The sequence below is a fragment of the Desulfovibrio gilichinskyi genome (assembly GCF_900177375.1).
Taxonomy (GTDB): domain Bacteria; phylum Desulfobacterota; class Desulfovibrionia; order Desulfovibrionales; family Desulfovibrionaceae; genus Maridesulfovibrio; species Maridesulfovibrio gilichinskyi.
Genome location: NZ_FWZU01000001.1, coordinates 796551 through 813143, shown reverse-complemented (window position 1 = coordinate 813143; position 16593 = coordinate 796551). Strand labels below are relative to the sequence as shown.

Here is a 16593-nt window from a genome sequence, read left to right as displayed (position 1 = left end):
CGGAAGCTCACTCTTCCGGTCCATTTGCATTTTAAAAAGCAAATATTTTTTGGTTATTTTTTAACTTTATTAGATGATGAGAAACTGCTTTTCAGTTCAATAGCTTCAACAGGGCAGACTGATTTGCAGGCTCCGCAGTTATTACAGTTATGCTCTGCCGGACGGGTTTCCAGATCACACAGCCTGTTGCATTTGCCGCAATCAGTGCAGGATTTATTCATCTTGTAGCCAAACAGTGAGAATTTGCGAAACGGCTCCAGCGCGGCTCCGGTCGGGCATAGATAACGGCACCAGAAGTGCGGTATAAGAATACTCAGTGCTAACGCTCCAACGACAAAACCTGTGCGTATTAACCAGATCGGTAAAGCGTGCTCAAAGGTCAACGCCGTTGACTGAATAAATTCTCCTGTGCGGATAGGTACTGCCCAGCGCGGGTTGTGCATAAACCAGAACAAGTACAGTGACACCGCCAGCACGCCGTATTTCAAGTATGAAAGACTTTTATCCAGTGCACCTTTAATCTTACTTTTAAATATAGCAAAACGGCTGAGCAGTTCCGAGACCATACCGGCAGGGCAGGCGTGGGAGCAGAAGGCTCTGCCGAAAATAAGTGCGGACATGAGAATGCCGATCCATGCACTCAGCCATATTTTTTTACCCGGACACTGAATGACAGGGCAGTTCTCGCAACTTGTAAATGGCACTGCAAATGGACAGCGGAATACCCCGTAGTAGGAAAATGTTCCAAGAAAATATAGCGATCCGGCTTGGATGACACGACGAATCCATTGTGATTTAGCCATCGATAACTCCGTATTTTTTAGCCAGTCGTTCGCCTTCCGCTGAAAGCGCGGGAATAAAACCTGCGTTCTCAAAACAAGCCTGACCAGTCTCGGAACATATAAAGTTAACGTATTCTTCCGCCATTTTCTTATCCTTGGCCCATTTCATAACACCTATATTGAACGGGATAGGAGGTGCCGGAAAAAATTCTTCAGGGATATCTATGATGTCAAAGGCATCCTTGTAGCGTGGCAACCGCGTGATGCGCAGTTCAACCACGGAGGCATCACATTCTCCGCTGGCAACATCAGCGACATCATGCTGTACACATGATCCGAGCCGGACAGCGTTGGCAGTAGCCTCTTTCACTACGCCGCTTTTTTTGAGTAATCCCATAACCGCAGCTCCACCTGGAGGCGAAGAGTCAGGGGAAAGCAGAGTTTTCACTTCGGACCGTTTGAGATCTGCTATTGATGTAATTCCGGCGGGGTTACCTTTGGGCGTAATCAGAACATATTTTGTAAAGCACAGCGGACGGAAAGAAAGCATTTTCCCCTGTTCTTTCAGCTTTTTAGCTAAACTGAGAACGCGAGGTGCAAATACTTCAGTTTGAGCACTGCCGAGTAAAGACTTACCGAGAGCTCCGGCGAATGCACCTGTATAGGAAATATGAATTCCCGTTTTCTGTTCCCAAATCTTATTGGCCTGTATAAAAGCTTCTGCCAGTCCTCCACACGACCAAACCTGTAGCGATTGGCCTGTAGCAGAAGCAGTTGTTGACGCACTGGCCGCAGCAGGAACAGTAAGCGCGGCCGCGGCAAGAGCCGCTCCGCCGCCTTTAAGGAAAGCTCGGCGATTCATTCCTGTTTTTTTGTCATCCACAGGGAACTCCTTGTTAAGGATAGAGTGTTTTTTGGGTTTTTTGATTTTTTAAATTGGTACAAATTTTATAATAGTTTGAACTAATTTTGATAGTCGTAATGAATAACTGTGTCTAATTATTATTGTTTATCAATGACGTGGCTATATATCGGGGTTTTCTATGGATGGGATAGCCATCCTGACACATAAATTGATTGTCAGGATAGTCTATTTAGTTTTGAGAATGACTATAAAATTACCAAATAAAAAAAGGCCGTTTCCGGCCTTATTTTATTTGATGCTGAAGACTGATTAGCTCTTCATATGGATTATGAGATTCTGGAGAACCTGAGCTTGTTTAGCCATTTCTTCAACAGCTTTGGCTGATTCTTCCATGGCCCGTGTTGTTTCAGAAGATATTTCAGCAATCTGAGTAAGGGATCTGTTAATTTCATCACTTGCTGCTGACTGCTCCTCAGAGGCTGTAGCTATGCTATAGACCTGTTGTGAGGTTTCTTCCACATAAGAAACAATTGCATTGAGGGCTTCACCAGATTCTCCTGAGAGTTTTGTAGTTTCGTTGATTTTTGTAACTGCAGTTTCAACGTGAGTTATATTTGTTCTGGTTCCGTTTTGAATGTCGCTAATTGCTTTTCCTACTTCTTGTGTCGCTGTCATAGTTTTTTCAGCAAGTTTGCGGACTTCATCTGCAACAACAGCGAATCCTCTTCCAGCTTCACCGGCTCTGGCTGCTTCGATTGCGGCATTCAGTGCTAGAAGGTTGGTTTGATCTGCTATGTCAGAAATAACCTCCATAACCTGCCCTATATTTTCAGCATTCTTTCCAAGTGTCGCAACATCTTCTTTAAGTTGTAAAGCAAGCGTCTGGACTTCTTCCATGCTGGTAAGAACTTGGGAGACTATCTTTGAACCAGTTTGAGCTTTTTCTTTAGTTAAATTAGCTGTGTCAGCAGAGTTTGAAGCATTTTTAGCAACTTCTAGAACAGTTGCATTCATTTCTTCCATTGACGTTGCTGTTTCGCTGATCTGAAAGGACTGTTCTTCGGTACTACGGTTTGACTGTTGAATTTGTGCGGAAAGTTGTTCAGAAGCAGAGGTTACAATGCTGACAACTTCTTCCAGCTCGCTTGCAGCTTGCAGCTTGCCATCTCTTTCAGCTCTGGCAGCCTGCTCTTTAGCTTTATTAGCTTCAGCAACGGCTTTATTTGCTCTTATAGCTTCCTGCTCAGCTGCTTTGCTTTTTTCTTCAGCTTCAAGAATCTTATGTTCAAGATTTTCGACCATTTTTTTAAGAGCTTCAGCCAAAACTCCGATTTCATCAATTTGATTAATATCTAGAGTTTGCTCAAAATCGCCTCCCGCAACACTTTCTGCATAAGTAACAGATTTCTTTATCGGGGCGACAATATTCCCTGCGAGGAACCAGAGAACAAAACATGCCAGTACAACAATACCGCCACCAGTAAGAAGAGCTGTTGCCTGACTATCTGAAGCATTAGCTTCCATTTCTTTATTTAGATTAATAGAGTCTGCAAAAACTACGCTGCGATCAACCTCAATCAAAACAGACCAAGGTGTTCCTGTTTTTGCAAGGGGCATTGGAGCCATCACCTGCACAAGTCCGTTTGATTTACCTAAGTTGATATATGCTTTACCTTTTGCGGTAAGATCTTTTACTTCATCAGAATTTTTAGAATCTGTTTGATCGATTGGTTTTCCTACATTCTCAGGATTGGAGCTGTCAGCTACGATTATACCTAGATGACTGATTACTTTGAGAGTAGCTTTTCCATCGTAAATAGTCTTTGCGACATTTTCACAGAGGTTTTGCACAAAAGCGAGTCTTAAATCTGAACCTCCGATACCAAGAAATTTCCCATTTACTGCGATAGGTACGGACATACTGGTAAGCCATTCCTGTTTTCCTTGTACTATGTATGGAAATGGATCGAGGATGTTTTCACGCCCACTTTCTTTTGGTGAAAGATACCAGCCTCCTTTTCTTATTCCATTTGAGTACCGGCTGCTGTCTTCATATCCTACCAGTGCCTGATGGTCTATCTTACCATTTTTATCTCTGTTCCAGTAAGGAACGAATCTACCGCTTGAATCATAACCATCTGCTGTTTTACCAGCATAAGTAGCATCTGCTCCGTCAAGTGCGTTAGGCTCCCATGCACTATAGGTTCCCAAAAAATCATCATTATCTTTTAAAACTGTTAATAAAATATCGTTAAATGTGTTTCTTAAGTTAATATTATTTTTTATTTCAGGATTTGACTGTAATGTCTTGAATGTACTTGCAATGGTCCTTGCAGTATTGATGTTAACTTCAAGTTTTGCACGAATCACTCCTGCTTCAGATCTGGCGATGCCCATTAGGCTCACTTTTGTTGCAGCTTCAATAAGTTTATCAACTTCACTGGTAACAAATGTCTGTGTTTTGTTTTGGTTAATAATTTGAATACTGATTAAAGCTGCTACTGAAACAGCAAGGCAGCATGCTGCCATGAGAATAATTTTTGTTTTAATTGATTTGAAATTCATATTCTTTTCTATGTCCTGTTAAGATTTATTAATTAGTAATATTCACATAATAGTTCTAATAAGCGTATTATAAAATGTTGTGCCACAGAGCAAGATTGATATTAAATTTGAAATATAATGGTTACTTTGAATTTTAGTATTAAGATAATTAAACTTATTTATGATTGATGCATGAAATATCCCCCCTGCGATTTCATAGAACATCAAGGGGGGGATTTGGAAAAATCCAGCTTGTCAGCCTAACTCTAAATCCCATCCAGATCTTTCTGTTTTAAAGGGAAATATAGAACAAAAGTAGTTCCCTTGTTTGTTTCTGTGTTGAATGTGATTGTTCCACCGTGTTTTTTCACTATGGAGTGAGTGATTGATAGTCCTTGCCCCGTTCCTTTTCCGACTTCCTTGGTGGTGAAGAATTGGTCGAAAATTTTGTGTTGATTTTCTAAGGGAATACCAACTCCTGTGTCTTTGATGGATATTTTCAGTGATTCTCCGTCCGATATTGTGGAAATAGAGATAGTTCCTTTGCCTCCGGCCTTGCGGATCATTTCGGAGTTAGCGTGCGCAGCGTTGACCAGCAGATTTAGAATGACCTGATTGAAATCGCCGGGTGTGAACTGGAGCAGGGGGAGGTCTTTTGCAAAGTTCCTTACAATAACGGAGTCGTACCGCCATTCGTTATACGCGATAGTAATCGTATTCTCCACAGCATCGTTGACATCTATCATCTTCATTTCATCCATGTCGGGATGTGAGAATTTCTTCATGGCCTTAACGATATGGGCAACACGATCGAGGCCCTTCTCTGAATCAATGATAGCTTTGGGTATTTCCTCCAACAGGAAGTTCAATTCTGCATCCTTTATTGCCTTTTCCACGACAGGCAGGAATGAAGTTGCATCTTTTTTGTCCTTAACAAGCTGATATATTGTATTATACTTTTCTAAAAGTTGAGTGATGCTGTCCATTGAGTTTTTCAGAAAATGGATATTTCCAAATACATACATAATTGGGGTATTGATCTCATGGGCAACACCTGCGGCCAGTTGGCCTATGGATTCCAGTTTATGGGCATACGCCAGCTGTCGCTCCATATTCTTGCGTTCGGTAATATCCTGAATTACTCCGGTAACTTGTGTTGGATTACCCTTGTTGTCTCGTATCAGGTTTGCTTTGGAAATGATTATTTTTGGAGCTGATCCGTCAGCCGGGAAAATCTCAAACTCAATATCATACGGCTTTTCTTTGTTAATCAAATCCATGAGAGCCTGATTAACTCGTTCTTTTTCTGGAATGCATGCTTCAATCTTTTTAATTGGAAGTAACTTTGAAGCAGGTGGCTCCAGTCCGTATATTTGAAAACCTTGATCCGACCCCCATATTTCTCCGGTTTGCAGGTCGAATTTCCAACTGCCGACTTTAGCTAAACGCTGCGCTTCTACCAGGCTTGCTTCTTTTTCTTTCAGCCTTTCTTCGATTTCCTTGCGCCGCGCCACCTCTTCTCGCAGTCGTGCCGTAGCTTGGGTAAGCTCATGCGACTGCCGCTCTGCATCTCTGCGTTTAGATATTTCTTCGCTTTGCTTCTCTCGCGACCGCAGTAATTCCACTTGCCTTACTACCATTGTATTGCGAATGTTCTCCAGCAGGTTATTATATTCTCCTTCTGTTGACTTTGGAAAAAAGCGCAGCATCCGTTCTTGAAAGTTCTGTTCTATGGAAGCCGTTTTGATGTAGCTGCCCCAGATGTCATAGCAATTGTACGCCTGTTGCCAGTAAATTACTGCGTGAAGATCTAGACCGTGGCTTTCCCAAAGCCTGGCGATTCGTTCACTTGCAACACCTTGCCATTGCAAAAAGCTTCCTTCTTGCGTTGCACTTATGGCACGCTCGTAAAATACAATTGATTCCTCGTTACGTTCATGCAAACGAGCCAGTTCTGCTTGGGCCAGATAGTATTTAAATTCATAGTTGGACGGACAGTGTTTAGCCCAGACTTTGAACCGTTCGAGGGTCGAATTCATCTCTTCGTCCCAGAGGGCACGGGTATCATCATCCTGCTTTTCATACATGGAGGCATGAATCATGAAACGGATGAGCAGATGTTCCGGCCATGGGAGCAGCCCCTGAAGTCCGACAGTATAAATGATAGCGTTAGCCTGATCTGAAAATCGAATGGCCTGCTCAAATTTGCCCATAATGTACAGCTCAAATGATCGGATAACCTTGTAAATACAGGCAACCTGAATGTTATGATGCTCGTCTACAGCCTGAAAATATTTTTCTTCCCAGTTTGGATCGCTTTTGTGTTCCGCATCCTCGCCGGTCAATTCGTCGATGATGTGGCAACCTCCCTCCAAAAGATCAATTGCCCATTGATTGTAGCGTGTGCGACTGAAGTTCAGCGAGTTTTCTGTCTCTTTTCGCAGCTCTTGCAAGGGCGTTCCCTGAAAAAAGCGGCAATACATGTCGTGTCCGAAGGCGTAGGCCGCGTATTGCAAATTGCCGAACCGCGAGCCGACTTCATAAGCGTCCGCATAGTCCTGACTGGAACGGTTCATGTGGAAAAACCAATGTCTGGCCGAACTGCCGATCATGAGATAGAAAACACTTCTGTCGGCAGGAGCCTCAAATTTCTGCGTCATGAGGTTGACCGAAAGGTCGGTAAATTCACGGGCAAGAGCGAAATCATTCTCCGCCCAGATTAGCAGACCGGCCAAGGCCGTGTGGCTGTAACCGACCTCTGGCATATTCCCGTATTGCAGAATAATGTTGACCACAGTAGTTACAAGCACTGACCATAACTGTTGATGGGAACGATAGCAGGGCGGCCCCAAGGTAATAAGCAATTGCGTGGCCTTGCTCATTTCAGGATTACTCATAATCGGCATATCGAAAAACGAGCCTACTTGTTTTCCTTTGATGTTTGCGCGTACCTGTTTGATCCCTATATTCCGCATGACTTTGTAGTCCGCCTCTGGCAATGATATGCCGAGAGCTTCAAGGCCGCCGCGTCCGGCCGCGATGGCTTCAGGGTATCGCGCCTGTAAGGTGTACTGAACAATCAGCACTCGCTGTGCTTCAGCTTTTTCAAGAGGAGTTCTGGCCTTATCCAGTGCAGTCTGTGCATGCCGTTCCGATTTGTCTTTATCTCCTTCGAGAAATTCAGTCTCTGCCCATTCCAGATATAACGCCATGGTCAGATCATGATGTATTTCCCAAGCATTTTCAGCTGTAGCCGCATCCTCCAGTAACGCTCCTGCTTCTCTGTGAAAATCCAGTGCAGCTTTGAAGGCTGTGGCCAACTTAGCCTTGCGAGCTGTCCGAACGTTCAGTTCCAGTAAGTGAATACGTTCTTCGGGATCATTAAGAAGATGTTTGCCCGCGTTCATGTGTCTTGTAATTTCGAAAAGATGATCGGACAAATTTGCCTGATCCAAATCTAAGTTTTTCAAAAGCACTCTGCCGATTGCAAGTTGCTCAGCCGGTTGGGATTCTTCAGGAATAAGATTATACGCAGCCTGTTGCACCCGGTCGTGGACAAATCGAAGGTAAGTCGGCATCTGTCCATTATCTATAGTCTTTGATTCTCCGGTAAGCGCAATAAGAAACTGTTTCCTGATTTCACTACTCAAAAGATTGAGACAGGTTTCAAGGTCATAACCGCTAACCATACACAGCTGTGACAATTCGAACTCATTGCCCAGGCTTGCCGCTTGGAAAAGTAACTTTTGTTTTTTGTGGTCATATTGACGAAAACGGTTTGTGAATACTTCAACTACGTCTTCGGGAAATTTTTCCATATCCGCCTGGTCCACGTTCCAACGCCAAATATTTTCTACAGAGTCATAACGCAGCGTTCCGCAATCGTAGATGTATTTCAGAAAAGCATGCATAAAGAACGGATTGCCCTGTGTCCGGTCATGAATAATTTTTGTTAACCCTGCAAAGTTCTCGACCAAGGGTTTCAGAGCATCATTAACAAATTGCCCGACATCATCAAATCCCAGAGGCTTGACTTCTTGTGTCGTTATCGGACTTCCAAGCTGGCGCAACACGTTCAGAGCCATTGCAAAAGGATGCTTTTCATTGATCTCGTTGTTACGATATGCCGCAATGATAAGAAAATAATTAAGATCATCACTGAGTCCAATCTGCCTTAGGAGTTCTATTGAGGCTGCATCGGCCCATTGCCAGTCGTCAATGAACAGGACCAGCGGGTGATCAGGCTTGCAGAAGACCTGAAGGATGGTTTTAAAAAAAACGATGAATCGGTGGCGTGCCTCCAATGGACTTATTTTTGCCACATTCGGTTGCCGGCCAATGAAAATTTCAAACTTCGGTGACAGATCAATCAGCAGTTGACCCAGGTCTCCCATAACTTCGAGCAGTTTCTGCTTCCACTCATTCCGGCGAGCTTCATCTTCGCCGAGAAGCTGATTCAGCAGGTCGGTCATGGCCTGTTGGATAGCGAAGTAGGGGACACCCTGTTGAAACTGGTTGAATTTACCTTGGCAGAAGAATCCGTTGCGCTGGGCGATCGGCGACTTGAGCTGTTGAACAAGCGATGTTTTACCTACGCCGGAATATCCCGGAACAAGCATAAGAAGCCCCTTACCTCCGCAAGCTCGCTCGAAAACGTCAACCATACAGCCTATGGCCTTTTCTCGACCATACAGCTTTGTGGGTATGTTTAATTGAGCCTCGTGGATATTCTTTACTTCTCGGATGCTTTCAAATTTATCCTTCAAAGGACACTCCTCCTTCAAGAAAAATTCAACTGACTATTATCATGTAACGCCTGAATTAATATTATATTACGTTACATGGTAGATTACATGTCCTTTTTTTGAAACAATTATATTTAAATATTACAAAACATTCTTTCTTTAAGATCAGTTAAATGTTCGTGATTTGGTTATGGGAATGAGAGGATGGAAAATGTTGGGGTATTAGAGTGGGGGAGTGTTGAGGCAAAAAGCCACTGCCCGTTTCTTATTGGAAACGGGCAGTTTGACATGTTGTTTTAGAAAAATGGAGGGAGGTGAAGATGCGGGGACAGTGAACTGCACTATACTATGACGGATACGCAGCACCCCCTCAATAAATAAACTGTTGCGAAGAATGAAAAATATTAAGAATATCAACGTATTCACCCTGAATACGGTAGGGTATAATATAAGGTGAGATGACAATTTCCCGTGTCATGGGGACACGCCCCGGGCGACCGCTTTCAGGGAACTGTTTTAGCCGTTGGCAGCCGTCCCATATGCGTTGAGCTTCAAGCTGCATTACTTTTTCATCTGATTGCTCGGCTAAGTAGCTTCGGATGGAGTTCAGATCTCTAATTGTGTTCTTCGTCCAACGGATTTTAGTCAGCTTCAACCTTCAGCCCCCACTTATCAAAAGCATCCTGAACTTCAGAGGATGTTGCAAATTCGCCATTATCAGCTTGTTCTAAGCTATCAATAGTCTGTGCTATCTGCCATGACTGCTCTTCTAAAAAACGCTCAAGTGCACTTGCGACAAGGAACGACTTGCTGCGGTTTGTGGCCTTTGCAAGAGCATCCAATCTTGATGCTGTTTCGTCTGAAACGCGGGCGGTTACTGTGCTCATAATTAACTCCTTTTACACAATGTATGCATTGTATACATTGTAGTCAACAGAGAAGTAATTAGATCGTGCATCAAAAATATTATGATGACAGCTTGTCTCGCTAAACTTCTTTCACAGATACTTCCAATCTCATTGATAAAAGATTTATTCCAAAAAAATGTGACCAATCAGATCTTATCTGCGTATATAGATATAGACAGGATGTTACGTAAAATAAAAGGAAGTGCCAGAATTCATGAGCATTGAGAATGAAATGTCTGTGGTGAAAAAAGTCTTGAACGGCGAGGTTCAAGCTTTCGAAATTCTTGTGCTCAAATATCAATCTCCAATCTATAATTTAATGTTTAGAATATTTCGCGATGAAAATGAGGCAGATGATATAGCGCAAGAAGCTTTTCTCAAGGCTTTTAAAAAACTGAACAAATTTCGAGGCGGGCGATTTTTTTCGTGGTTGTATGCTCTCAGTTTGAATGTCGCCCGTGACCGTTTGCGTAGTAAGAAAAAATTTGATGACCTTTTTTATGTTCCGGAAAATATAGCCGACTACCCTGATATGACAAATGAAATTAAGGTGATGGAAGATATGCGAGATGCTGAAAAATTGTATACACTTATCGAAAATCTTCCTTTGGGGTATACAGAACCTCTTCTTATGCGGTTCAGGGAGGATTTGTCCCTTAAAGAAGTGGCGGAACTGACAGGATTAGGTCTGAGTGGAACCAAGATGCGCATTCAAAGAGGGCTTGCGATGCTAAGGAAAAGACTGGAGGAACAAAATGACTGATAAGAACGAAATGTTGAATGCAGAAGACTTGAAACTTGCTGCCGAACTAAAGCAAATGGAAGTAAGGAAAGTCCCGCACGCATTTTCCAGATCAGTTATGGACTCGGTTCATGAAGCTAATAAGCCATTGTGGAAAATAGTTGTTTGCTGGCTCAATTCCCCATTTAATCTGCGGCTGACACCTTTAAGAATGGCTTTGGGAACGGCGTTGATTGTGATGATTTTCTTCTTAGTGCCTAAAACGGATACGGGACACATGGTTGAAGATCATTCTGTTCCGGTGCGCTTTGAATTTGCGTCACATTCAGGCTCAATAAAGCATGTTGCTGTTATGGGGTCTTTTAACAGTTGGTCAGCCGAGTCTTCCCGCATGCGCTATGATAAAGAAAGGGGAGTCTGGGTATATGAAACCCGTTTGCCGCCCGGTGATCATGAGTACGTTTTTCTGGTTAACGGAGTAGAAGTTGTTCCTGATCCGCACGCTGATTTTTCGCGAAAAGACGGTTTTGGCAGTGTCAATTCAATAAAATTTGTGCGGAGTAGTGAATATGAAATATAACAGATCCTTATTTGCCTGCTTGCTGCTGGCGGTGTTCTGTTTTGCTTTTCCTCACGTTTCGCATGCTGTCGGCCTTGAAGATGCTGTAGAGCGTGTATCTGTTTGCACTGCCGACGAGAAATCCGTCAACAGGCTTCTTGCCGCTGTTCTGGACTCAAGAATCAATGCAAAGGATGCCGAATCTATACTTGATATTCTGATTGATGTTTGTGAACAAGGATACCCTCCAGATATCTTTTTAGAAAAACTGGATGAAGGGCTGGGCAAACGAGTTCGCGGTCCTTTGATTCTAGCCGCCTTGCGCCGCATGCACGACAACTTTTCATTTATTCTCATAGTTGTTTCGGAAAATGGCGGGGTAGCACTACAACCTATTGTAATTCCCGGAACAGTCGCCGCCAACGAAGGTTTATCCACTGAATTTATAAAGCATTGCATCGAAAAATATGGACTTAGTCTTGGACCGGAAATTCTCGGCACTGCTTTTTCCATGGCAGGAGAATTGGCCCGAATCGATTTTGATCCGCAACTGATAGAAAAAATAGTTACAGTCGGGCTTGAGAGCGGTTCTCTGAATGGCAGCTGGAAAAACATTTCAAGAGTTGCTGATGTGGTCAGGCTAAAAGGTCTTTCCGATTCTGACTTTTACACCGCCGTTATTGAAGTCCTTAAGCAAAAAGGCTCATTGGCTGACCTGATGGTGAAAATAGGTTTCACAGAAAGAAATAGAAAATAAACAAATTAATGTGACCTATAAGCATATCTGAACGTATATTATAATGAGTGCTCATTACATAGCAAAACCATTAATGGAGAGTTAAATGAAATCAGTCAGGATTGTAGCAACAGCCTTAACCTTAGTCACAATGCTGTGTTCATGTACCAGCTATATGACAGGTTCATACTACTTGAAAAACAGGAAATATGACAGCTGTATAGATGAAATGCAGAGATCTTTCGGGGAAGATCCTCAAGACGCAGATGCAGCTTATTTTCTGGGCAGATGCTACTTGGCTGAGGGAAAAGCGCAAAAATCACTTCCCGCCTTTAAAAAGGCTGTCCGGCTTGAACCGGACAATGCGGAATACAACTTATGGTTAGGAATTAATCATTGGGCTCTGGCAGACTTCGAAAATGAATTCAAGTCTTACAATAAGGTCATTGAAATAGAACCTGATCATACTTCAGCAACTCTTTACCTTGGCCACAGTTATTTTGATCGTGGTAAATGGACAGAAGCTATAGCCTGTTATGACAAGGTAATCAAAAAGGACCCATATAACCCTGAAGCTCTTTTTAACAGAGCGGAAGCGAAGTGGCAGATTGGCGAACGCGAGGAGCTGACAGAAGAATGGAAAAAGTATCTGGATTATTATCCTGATGGTGTCAGGGCGATGCGCGCCGTTCTTCGTCTAAATTCACTGGGGGATTTCTCCTATCGTAATTACCTGATAGGACAGCGAGTTCTGACTTTAAAAACTCCTGAATTCAAACAGGGTAAATCCGATATGAGTTATAAATCCATGAGCTCCACATCTGTAATTGCCGCGATCATGGATAGCAATAAGGATCTGAAAATCAACGTAATATCCTTTGTAAAAGGAGACAAAGCGCTGGCCAGGATGAGGAGCATTGAAATTCGCCACCAGATTTTGGCGGGTCATGGTGATATAGATCCAAAGCGCATCCTACTCAGCTGGTTTGACGTACCGGATGAAGTTGAGACCTCCGAAGGTTTAAAATCAATAGATGAAACAGTGTTGTTCATAACAGAAGCTAACTAATCTTCCTTTAAGGAGAATTGAAAATGAGAGTTATAAAATATTACTTTATAGTCGCGTTCTTAAGTTCCCTGCTATTGTCTGCAACAGCAGTACGTGCTCAGGATGTTGAAATTACGGATTCTATTGAAACCACAGAAACAACTAATACGGAAACTACTGATACTCAGGAAGTTTCTGATGAAACCGTAGAAACGGATACCATTGAATCCAGATTTACCAGCCCCTCACAGCTTGAAAAAGCTGATGCGCTGGCAGCAGCCGCAGCAGGGACAAGTGCTGAAGCTTTGTCTCAGGCAGAAGCGGACTTAAGTGCCGCGCAGACTGCCTATGACAGCGCAGTTGAACTCGGCGATCCAGAAGCTATAGCCGATGCAGAAGAAGCTTTGACTGCAGCAACAGAAACAGCGGACGCCGCAGTGGCCTCGGCTGCCGGAATTACTTCAGCGGACATTGCTGATATGCGTGATGCAGGCATGGGATGGGGCGAAATAGCTCACGAACTAGGTGTACATCCTTCTGTTTTAGGTCTGGGACATACCAATAGATATGGTGCTGTTAATACTGTGCGAAGTAAAAATGCACTGTCGACTGATGTGGCTTATTCCAAGAACAAAGGAAAAGCCTATGGCAAAAACAGCCTTACGTCTCGTAATCTTGAAACTGGAGCAGCCAGCACTCCCGGTGCAAGGGGAAATGGAAATGGTAAGGGGCTTGGGCTAAGCCGTACCTCATCCTCTGCGAAAAGTGGTTCTGCCGATTCTCCTGGTAACGGTAATGGAAATGGTGCCGGTAGTGGCGGCGGAAACGGAAATAGTGCCGGCGGCAATAGTGGTGGTAACAGCGGCGGTCGCGGAAATAGCGGCGGTGGCAACGGTGGCGGTGGTGGAAACGGAAACGGCGGGGGTAATGGTGGCGGAAATGGAAACGGCGGTGGAAGTAAGTAACCACTATGCTTGTATAATATAACTAAATTATATTAATAAAATGAAACCTTGCTTCCAATTGGAAGCAAGGTTTTCGAAATTTGTTTTTAGAGTCCTTCATTGTTCTCATTTTTCAATTGCAAATGGTTGCGTTGAAAAATATCTACACCAATTTGGCGTAGTCTATCTATCCAGAGATCTGCAACTTCAGTACTTACATTAAAATAATTGATCGCGGTTTCTTTGATGACACGATGTTCATTTTCAATGGTCGTTGGCATAAGCCCTGCGTCATCGGTATTTATGCATACGGAAAGTGGACCTGAGCGTAGTCCGAATGTGTTATATTTACCTCCCTTCTCAAGGAGAGCATTTTCTGGCGGATACCAGCGAAAAAGTGGATGCTCTTCGTAGCTTTTAAACCTTCCTATATAAATATTAGATGTCGGGCAGGCTTCGAAGGTAATACCCATCTGGCTATATCTCTGGATTAAAAGGTCTTGAATTGCTGTAATAAGCTCCAGCTCTGGCTTGCTCATTGTGTCAGAAAGATGCTCTCCACCGTTATGGGTATGTGCCGGAGGTGACTCGCAAAGGTTGATGCAAAGTCCGTCGTGCATTCCAGGTACATTCTCTTTGAACTGATTGCTATATAGATAATCGCGCCATAAATCAGTGACATTAATATTGTTTTTCATGCGAATGAAAGGCAAATCCGGCATGAGCAATATAGCTTCATGAGGCATTATATTCTTCTGAGCCTTTTCAACCATAGCTCCTTCAGAAAATAATGATCTTGGGCAGTTTCGGCGCAGAAGCCATGCATGATATAGGTCTGAAGGAAGTTTAGCCTCTTTCCATATATGGGAAGACCACTTTGAGATTTTGCGCTCTAGTATATTCATTACTCCCGCAAGACGAGGTACATATTCTAAGATGCTGTGCGCCATATGATGGGTCCAAACGAGATTGTCCAGATGCTCGCCGACTGTTAAATAAACGCGTTGCTGTTGCTGCACCCATTGATCAATATCTGCTCCAAGGGCTAAGCCATGCCCGATACGGTCTCCGTGTTGATAGTCGCAAAAGGTGATGGTTTCATCTAATGATCGCAAGCCGCTGATAATGTGTGAATAATCCTCACCTGCGTGAATAGTTAGATGCATTTTCCGTTCAGGACGTAGTAAACCTGAAACCTCTGCATGGCGTCTTCCGCGCAAAGCCCTGATTGTCGGAGCGAATATTTCAATAGGCAGGTCATTTTCATTGCCAGCAACGTCAATTCCGCGCACTAGTCTCAATAAATTAAGGCTTTCTGGTTCATCCGTAATAGTTTTTTGAGTCCTGTCATTTTGTAAACCAACAGAACTCATATGTCGTTGTAGTTTACGTAATTCTTTATGGAGAGATTTACGTTTCTTCGTCTGCAACTTATCTAGACGTTCTTTATTATCACCGAGTGAGCGAACAAAATGTATGGCGTAGTGGTTGTTACTGTCGCGGTTTATACTTGTAAGCCGTGCGGCCTCACTTTTAAGCCAGTCTGGCTTTACCACGGCGGGCGAAATTTTAAATTCTCTGTAAATATTGCTTTCGCTGTCAGTGCTGAGGGAATGATCTTTGTATGGATCTTTACTGCTTCCTATTCTCTTGCCGGAAGCCTTTCTTTTGCTAAATCTGAAGTGGTCGACAAAAGTTCCAAGCCCTGTGCCACTTACAATCATGGCAGAACGGAAAATATTTGAACCGTGAATGAATGCTCTGAGAGCATAGTTGCGGTTACTTGAGCTGTTATCGTCATCACGGGATGATTCTTTTTCGTATAGGTCCTGATACAGAAATCCCGTTGCTAAAAGAATCCACCGTTGCTGAGCTGGATATTGTTCATCGCAGGCTGCTTTAATTAAGCGTTGTGAGGTGGTTTGAGCTTCGCAAAGCTTAACATGATCGCAGGCTGTTGAAGGTACTGACGAAATGTTTAGCGATTCAAAATTTAGCCATTCAGGTGAACCAATTTCGAATATATTGTATAGTTGGTAGTCGCAAAACCAGCGGACAAGGTAAGGAAGCTCGTGCTTACTTCGCGAGCCGCTTTCATAGGTGGGGCATTCTGGCATGGGAGGCCAAAAGCTGTCCTTCGTTTTCAAGCTGTTTAAAGAAAATTCAATCAGCGCCAGTGAATAATCCCCGTGTCCCCCTAGATGGACATGGTTATCAGCATACTTTTTACCTTTATAATCTTTGCGCAATGCAAAGCCGCCCTGCTGTTGATCACTACCCAGAAGCTGTTCAACATTGAAAAGATTCTGATGTATCATTTGAGCATAACCGTGCGCAATAATCCAGACAGGATCTATTCTGGCAATAAACGCGGACCATAATTCGAGCTTTGCTGGTTTCGCAACAAAGCAGTCGCCTTGCCAATGCAATAGTTCCTTGTTTAGCCTGCCAAGACATTCAAGCACATCCCAAGATTCACTTTCAAAACTTACCCAGCGGTCCAATGCATGCGCACAATCTTCCTTACGAAAAGGAGTAGGGTGGTAGAACTGGTAGTCCATCAAAGCACTAGTAGCCAATGCTCGTAATTTGTCGGGAGAATTGCTGGTAAGTATAGCCGCTTTGTTGGACGCAAAGTGTGCCAGCCAGCGGTCGGATTTGAGCAAGGAGACTGGTGTTAGCCATTCTAAGTCTAGTTGGAGCATTTAGGTCCTGCTTGC

Annotated in this window: 12 protein-coding genes; 5 read left to right on the top strand and 7 right to left on the bottom strand. The window is 43.4% G+C overall.

The window, feature by feature from the left end; genetic code table 11:
- Positions 1-53: 53 nt before the first annotated feature.
- The 6 genes from B9N78_RS03810 to B9N78_RS03785 form a co-directional block, all read right to left on the bottom strand.
- Positions 54-803, bottom strand: coding sequence for a 4Fe-4S binding protein (locus B9N78_RS03810; RefSeq protein ID WP_085098538.1), 750 nt, complete (start codon positions 801-803; stop codon positions 54-56).
- A complete protein-coding gene (locus B9N78_RS03805) occupies positions 796-1665 on the bottom strand; it encodes a substrate-binding domain-containing protein (protein WP_085098534.1) in 870 nt (289 codons plus the stop codon). Before B9N78_RS03805 ends, B9N78_RS03810 begins: the two co-directional genes overlap by 8 nt.
- Before the next feature lie 291 nt (positions 1666-1956).
- The gene (locus B9N78_RS03800) at positions 1957-4212 is read right to left on the bottom strand and encodes a methyl-accepting chemotaxis protein (protein WP_085098531.1); all 2256 of its coding nucleotides are present in this window, start codon (positions 4210-4212) and stop codon (positions 1957-1959) included.
- Between the two features lie 245 nt (positions 4213-4457).
- Positions 4458-8957: an AAA family ATPase gene (locus tag B9N78_RS03795; protein WP_085098527.1), complete on the bottom strand. Its 4500-nt coding sequence runs from the start codon at positions 8955-8957 to the stop codon at positions 4458-4460.
- A 349-nt stretch (positions 8958-9306) separates the two neighbouring features.
- Positions 9307-9591, bottom strand: coding sequence for a type II toxin-antitoxin system RelE/ParE family toxin (locus B9N78_RS03790; RefSeq protein ID WP_085098524.1), 285 nt, complete (start codon positions 9589-9591; stop codon positions 9307-9309).
- Complete coding sequence (locus B9N78_RS03785; RefSeq protein WP_085098521.1) at positions 9578-9823, bottom strand: CopG family ribbon-helix-helix protein; 246 nt, start codon at positions 9821-9823, stop codon at positions 9578-9580. The genes B9N78_RS03790 and B9N78_RS03785 overlap by 14 nt, the downstream gene beginning before the upstream one ends.
- A 235-nt stretch (positions 9824-10058) precedes the next feature.
- Between B9N78_RS03785 and B9N78_RS03780 the strand changes: the two genes are divergently transcribed.
- The 5 genes from B9N78_RS03780 to B9N78_RS18245 all read left to right on the top strand — a co-directional run bounded on the left by B9N78_RS03780 (position 10059) and on the right by B9N78_RS18245 (position 13894).
- Positions 10059-10607 (top strand): RNA polymerase sigma factor, encoded by a 549-nt coding sequence (locus B9N78_RS03780; RefSeq protein ID WP_085098519.1) that lies wholly within the window; start codon positions 10059-10061, stop codon positions 10605-10607.
- On the top strand, positions 10600-11166 hold the full coding sequence (locus B9N78_RS03775; protein WP_085098516.1) for an early set domain-containing protein: 567 nt from the start codon (positions 10600-10602) through the stop codon (positions 11164-11166). The genes B9N78_RS03780 and B9N78_RS03775 overlap by 8 nt, the downstream gene beginning before the upstream one ends.
- Positions 11156-11902: a hypothetical protein gene (locus tag B9N78_RS03770; protein ID WP_085098513.1), complete on the top strand. Its 747-nt coding sequence runs from the start codon at positions 11156-11158 to the stop codon at positions 11900-11902. The genes B9N78_RS03775 and B9N78_RS03770 overlap by 11 nt, the downstream gene beginning before the upstream one ends.
- Before the next feature lie 85 nt (positions 11903-11987).
- Positions 11988-12950, top strand: coding sequence for a tetratricopeptide repeat protein (locus tag B9N78_RS03765; RefSeq protein WP_085098510.1), 963 nt, complete (start codon positions 11988-11990; stop codon positions 12948-12950).
- Positions 12951-12973: 23 nt separating this feature from the next.
- Positions 12974-13894, top strand: a complete 921-nt coding sequence (locus B9N78_RS18245; RefSeq protein ID WP_085098508.1) for a hypothetical protein — start codon at positions 12974-12976, stop codon at positions 13892-13894.
- 86 nt (positions 13895-13980) lie between these two features.
- On the opposite strand, the gene rdrB is transcribed toward B9N78_RS18245, so the two are convergent.
- The gene (gene rdrB, locus B9N78_RS03755; RefSeq protein WP_085098505.1) at positions 13981-16578 is read right to left on the bottom strand and encodes an antiviral RADAR system adenosine deaminase RdrB; all 2598 of its coding nucleotides are present in this window, start codon (positions 16576-16578) and stop codon (positions 13981-13983) included.
- Positions 16579-16593: the final 15 nt, after the last annotated feature.

Bases quoted from the DNA above. Each gene is read 5' to 3' on its own strand.
- B9N78_RS03810 (WP_085098538.1), bottom strand. From the start codon at position 803: ATGGCTAAATCACAATGGATTCGTCGTGTCATCCAAGCCGGATCGCTA.
- B9N78_RS03765 (WP_085098510.1), top strand. From the start codon at position 11,988: ATGAAATCAGTCAGGATTGTAGCAACAGCCTTAACCTTAGTCACAATG.
- B9N78_RS03800 (WP_085098531.1), bottom strand. From the start codon at position 4,212: ATGAATTTCAAATCAATTAAAACAAAAATTATTCTCATGGCAGCATGC.
- B9N78_RS18245 (WP_085098508.1), top strand. From the start codon at position 12,974: ATGAGAGTTATAAAATATTACTTTATAGTCGCGTTCTTAAGTTCCCTG.
- B9N78_RS03780 (WP_085098519.1), top strand. From the start codon at position 10,059: ATGAGCATTGAGAATGAAATGTCTGTGGTGAAAAAAGTCTTGAACGGC.
- B9N78_RS03770 (WP_085098513.1), top strand. From the start codon at position 11,156: ATGAAATATAACAGATCCTTATTTGCCTGCTTGCTGCTGGCGGTGTTC.
- B9N78_RS03775 (WP_085098516.1), top strand. From the start codon at position 10,600: ATGACTGATAAGAACGAAATGTTGAATGCAGAAGACTTGAAACTTGCT.
- B9N78_RS03785 (WP_085098521.1), bottom strand. From the start codon at position 9,823: ATGAGCACAGTAACCGCCCGCGTTTCAGACGAAACAGCATCAAGATTG.
- rdrB (WP_085098505.1), bottom strand. From the start codon at position 16,578: ATGCTCCAACTAGACTTAGAATGGCTAACACCAGTCTCCTTGCTCAAA.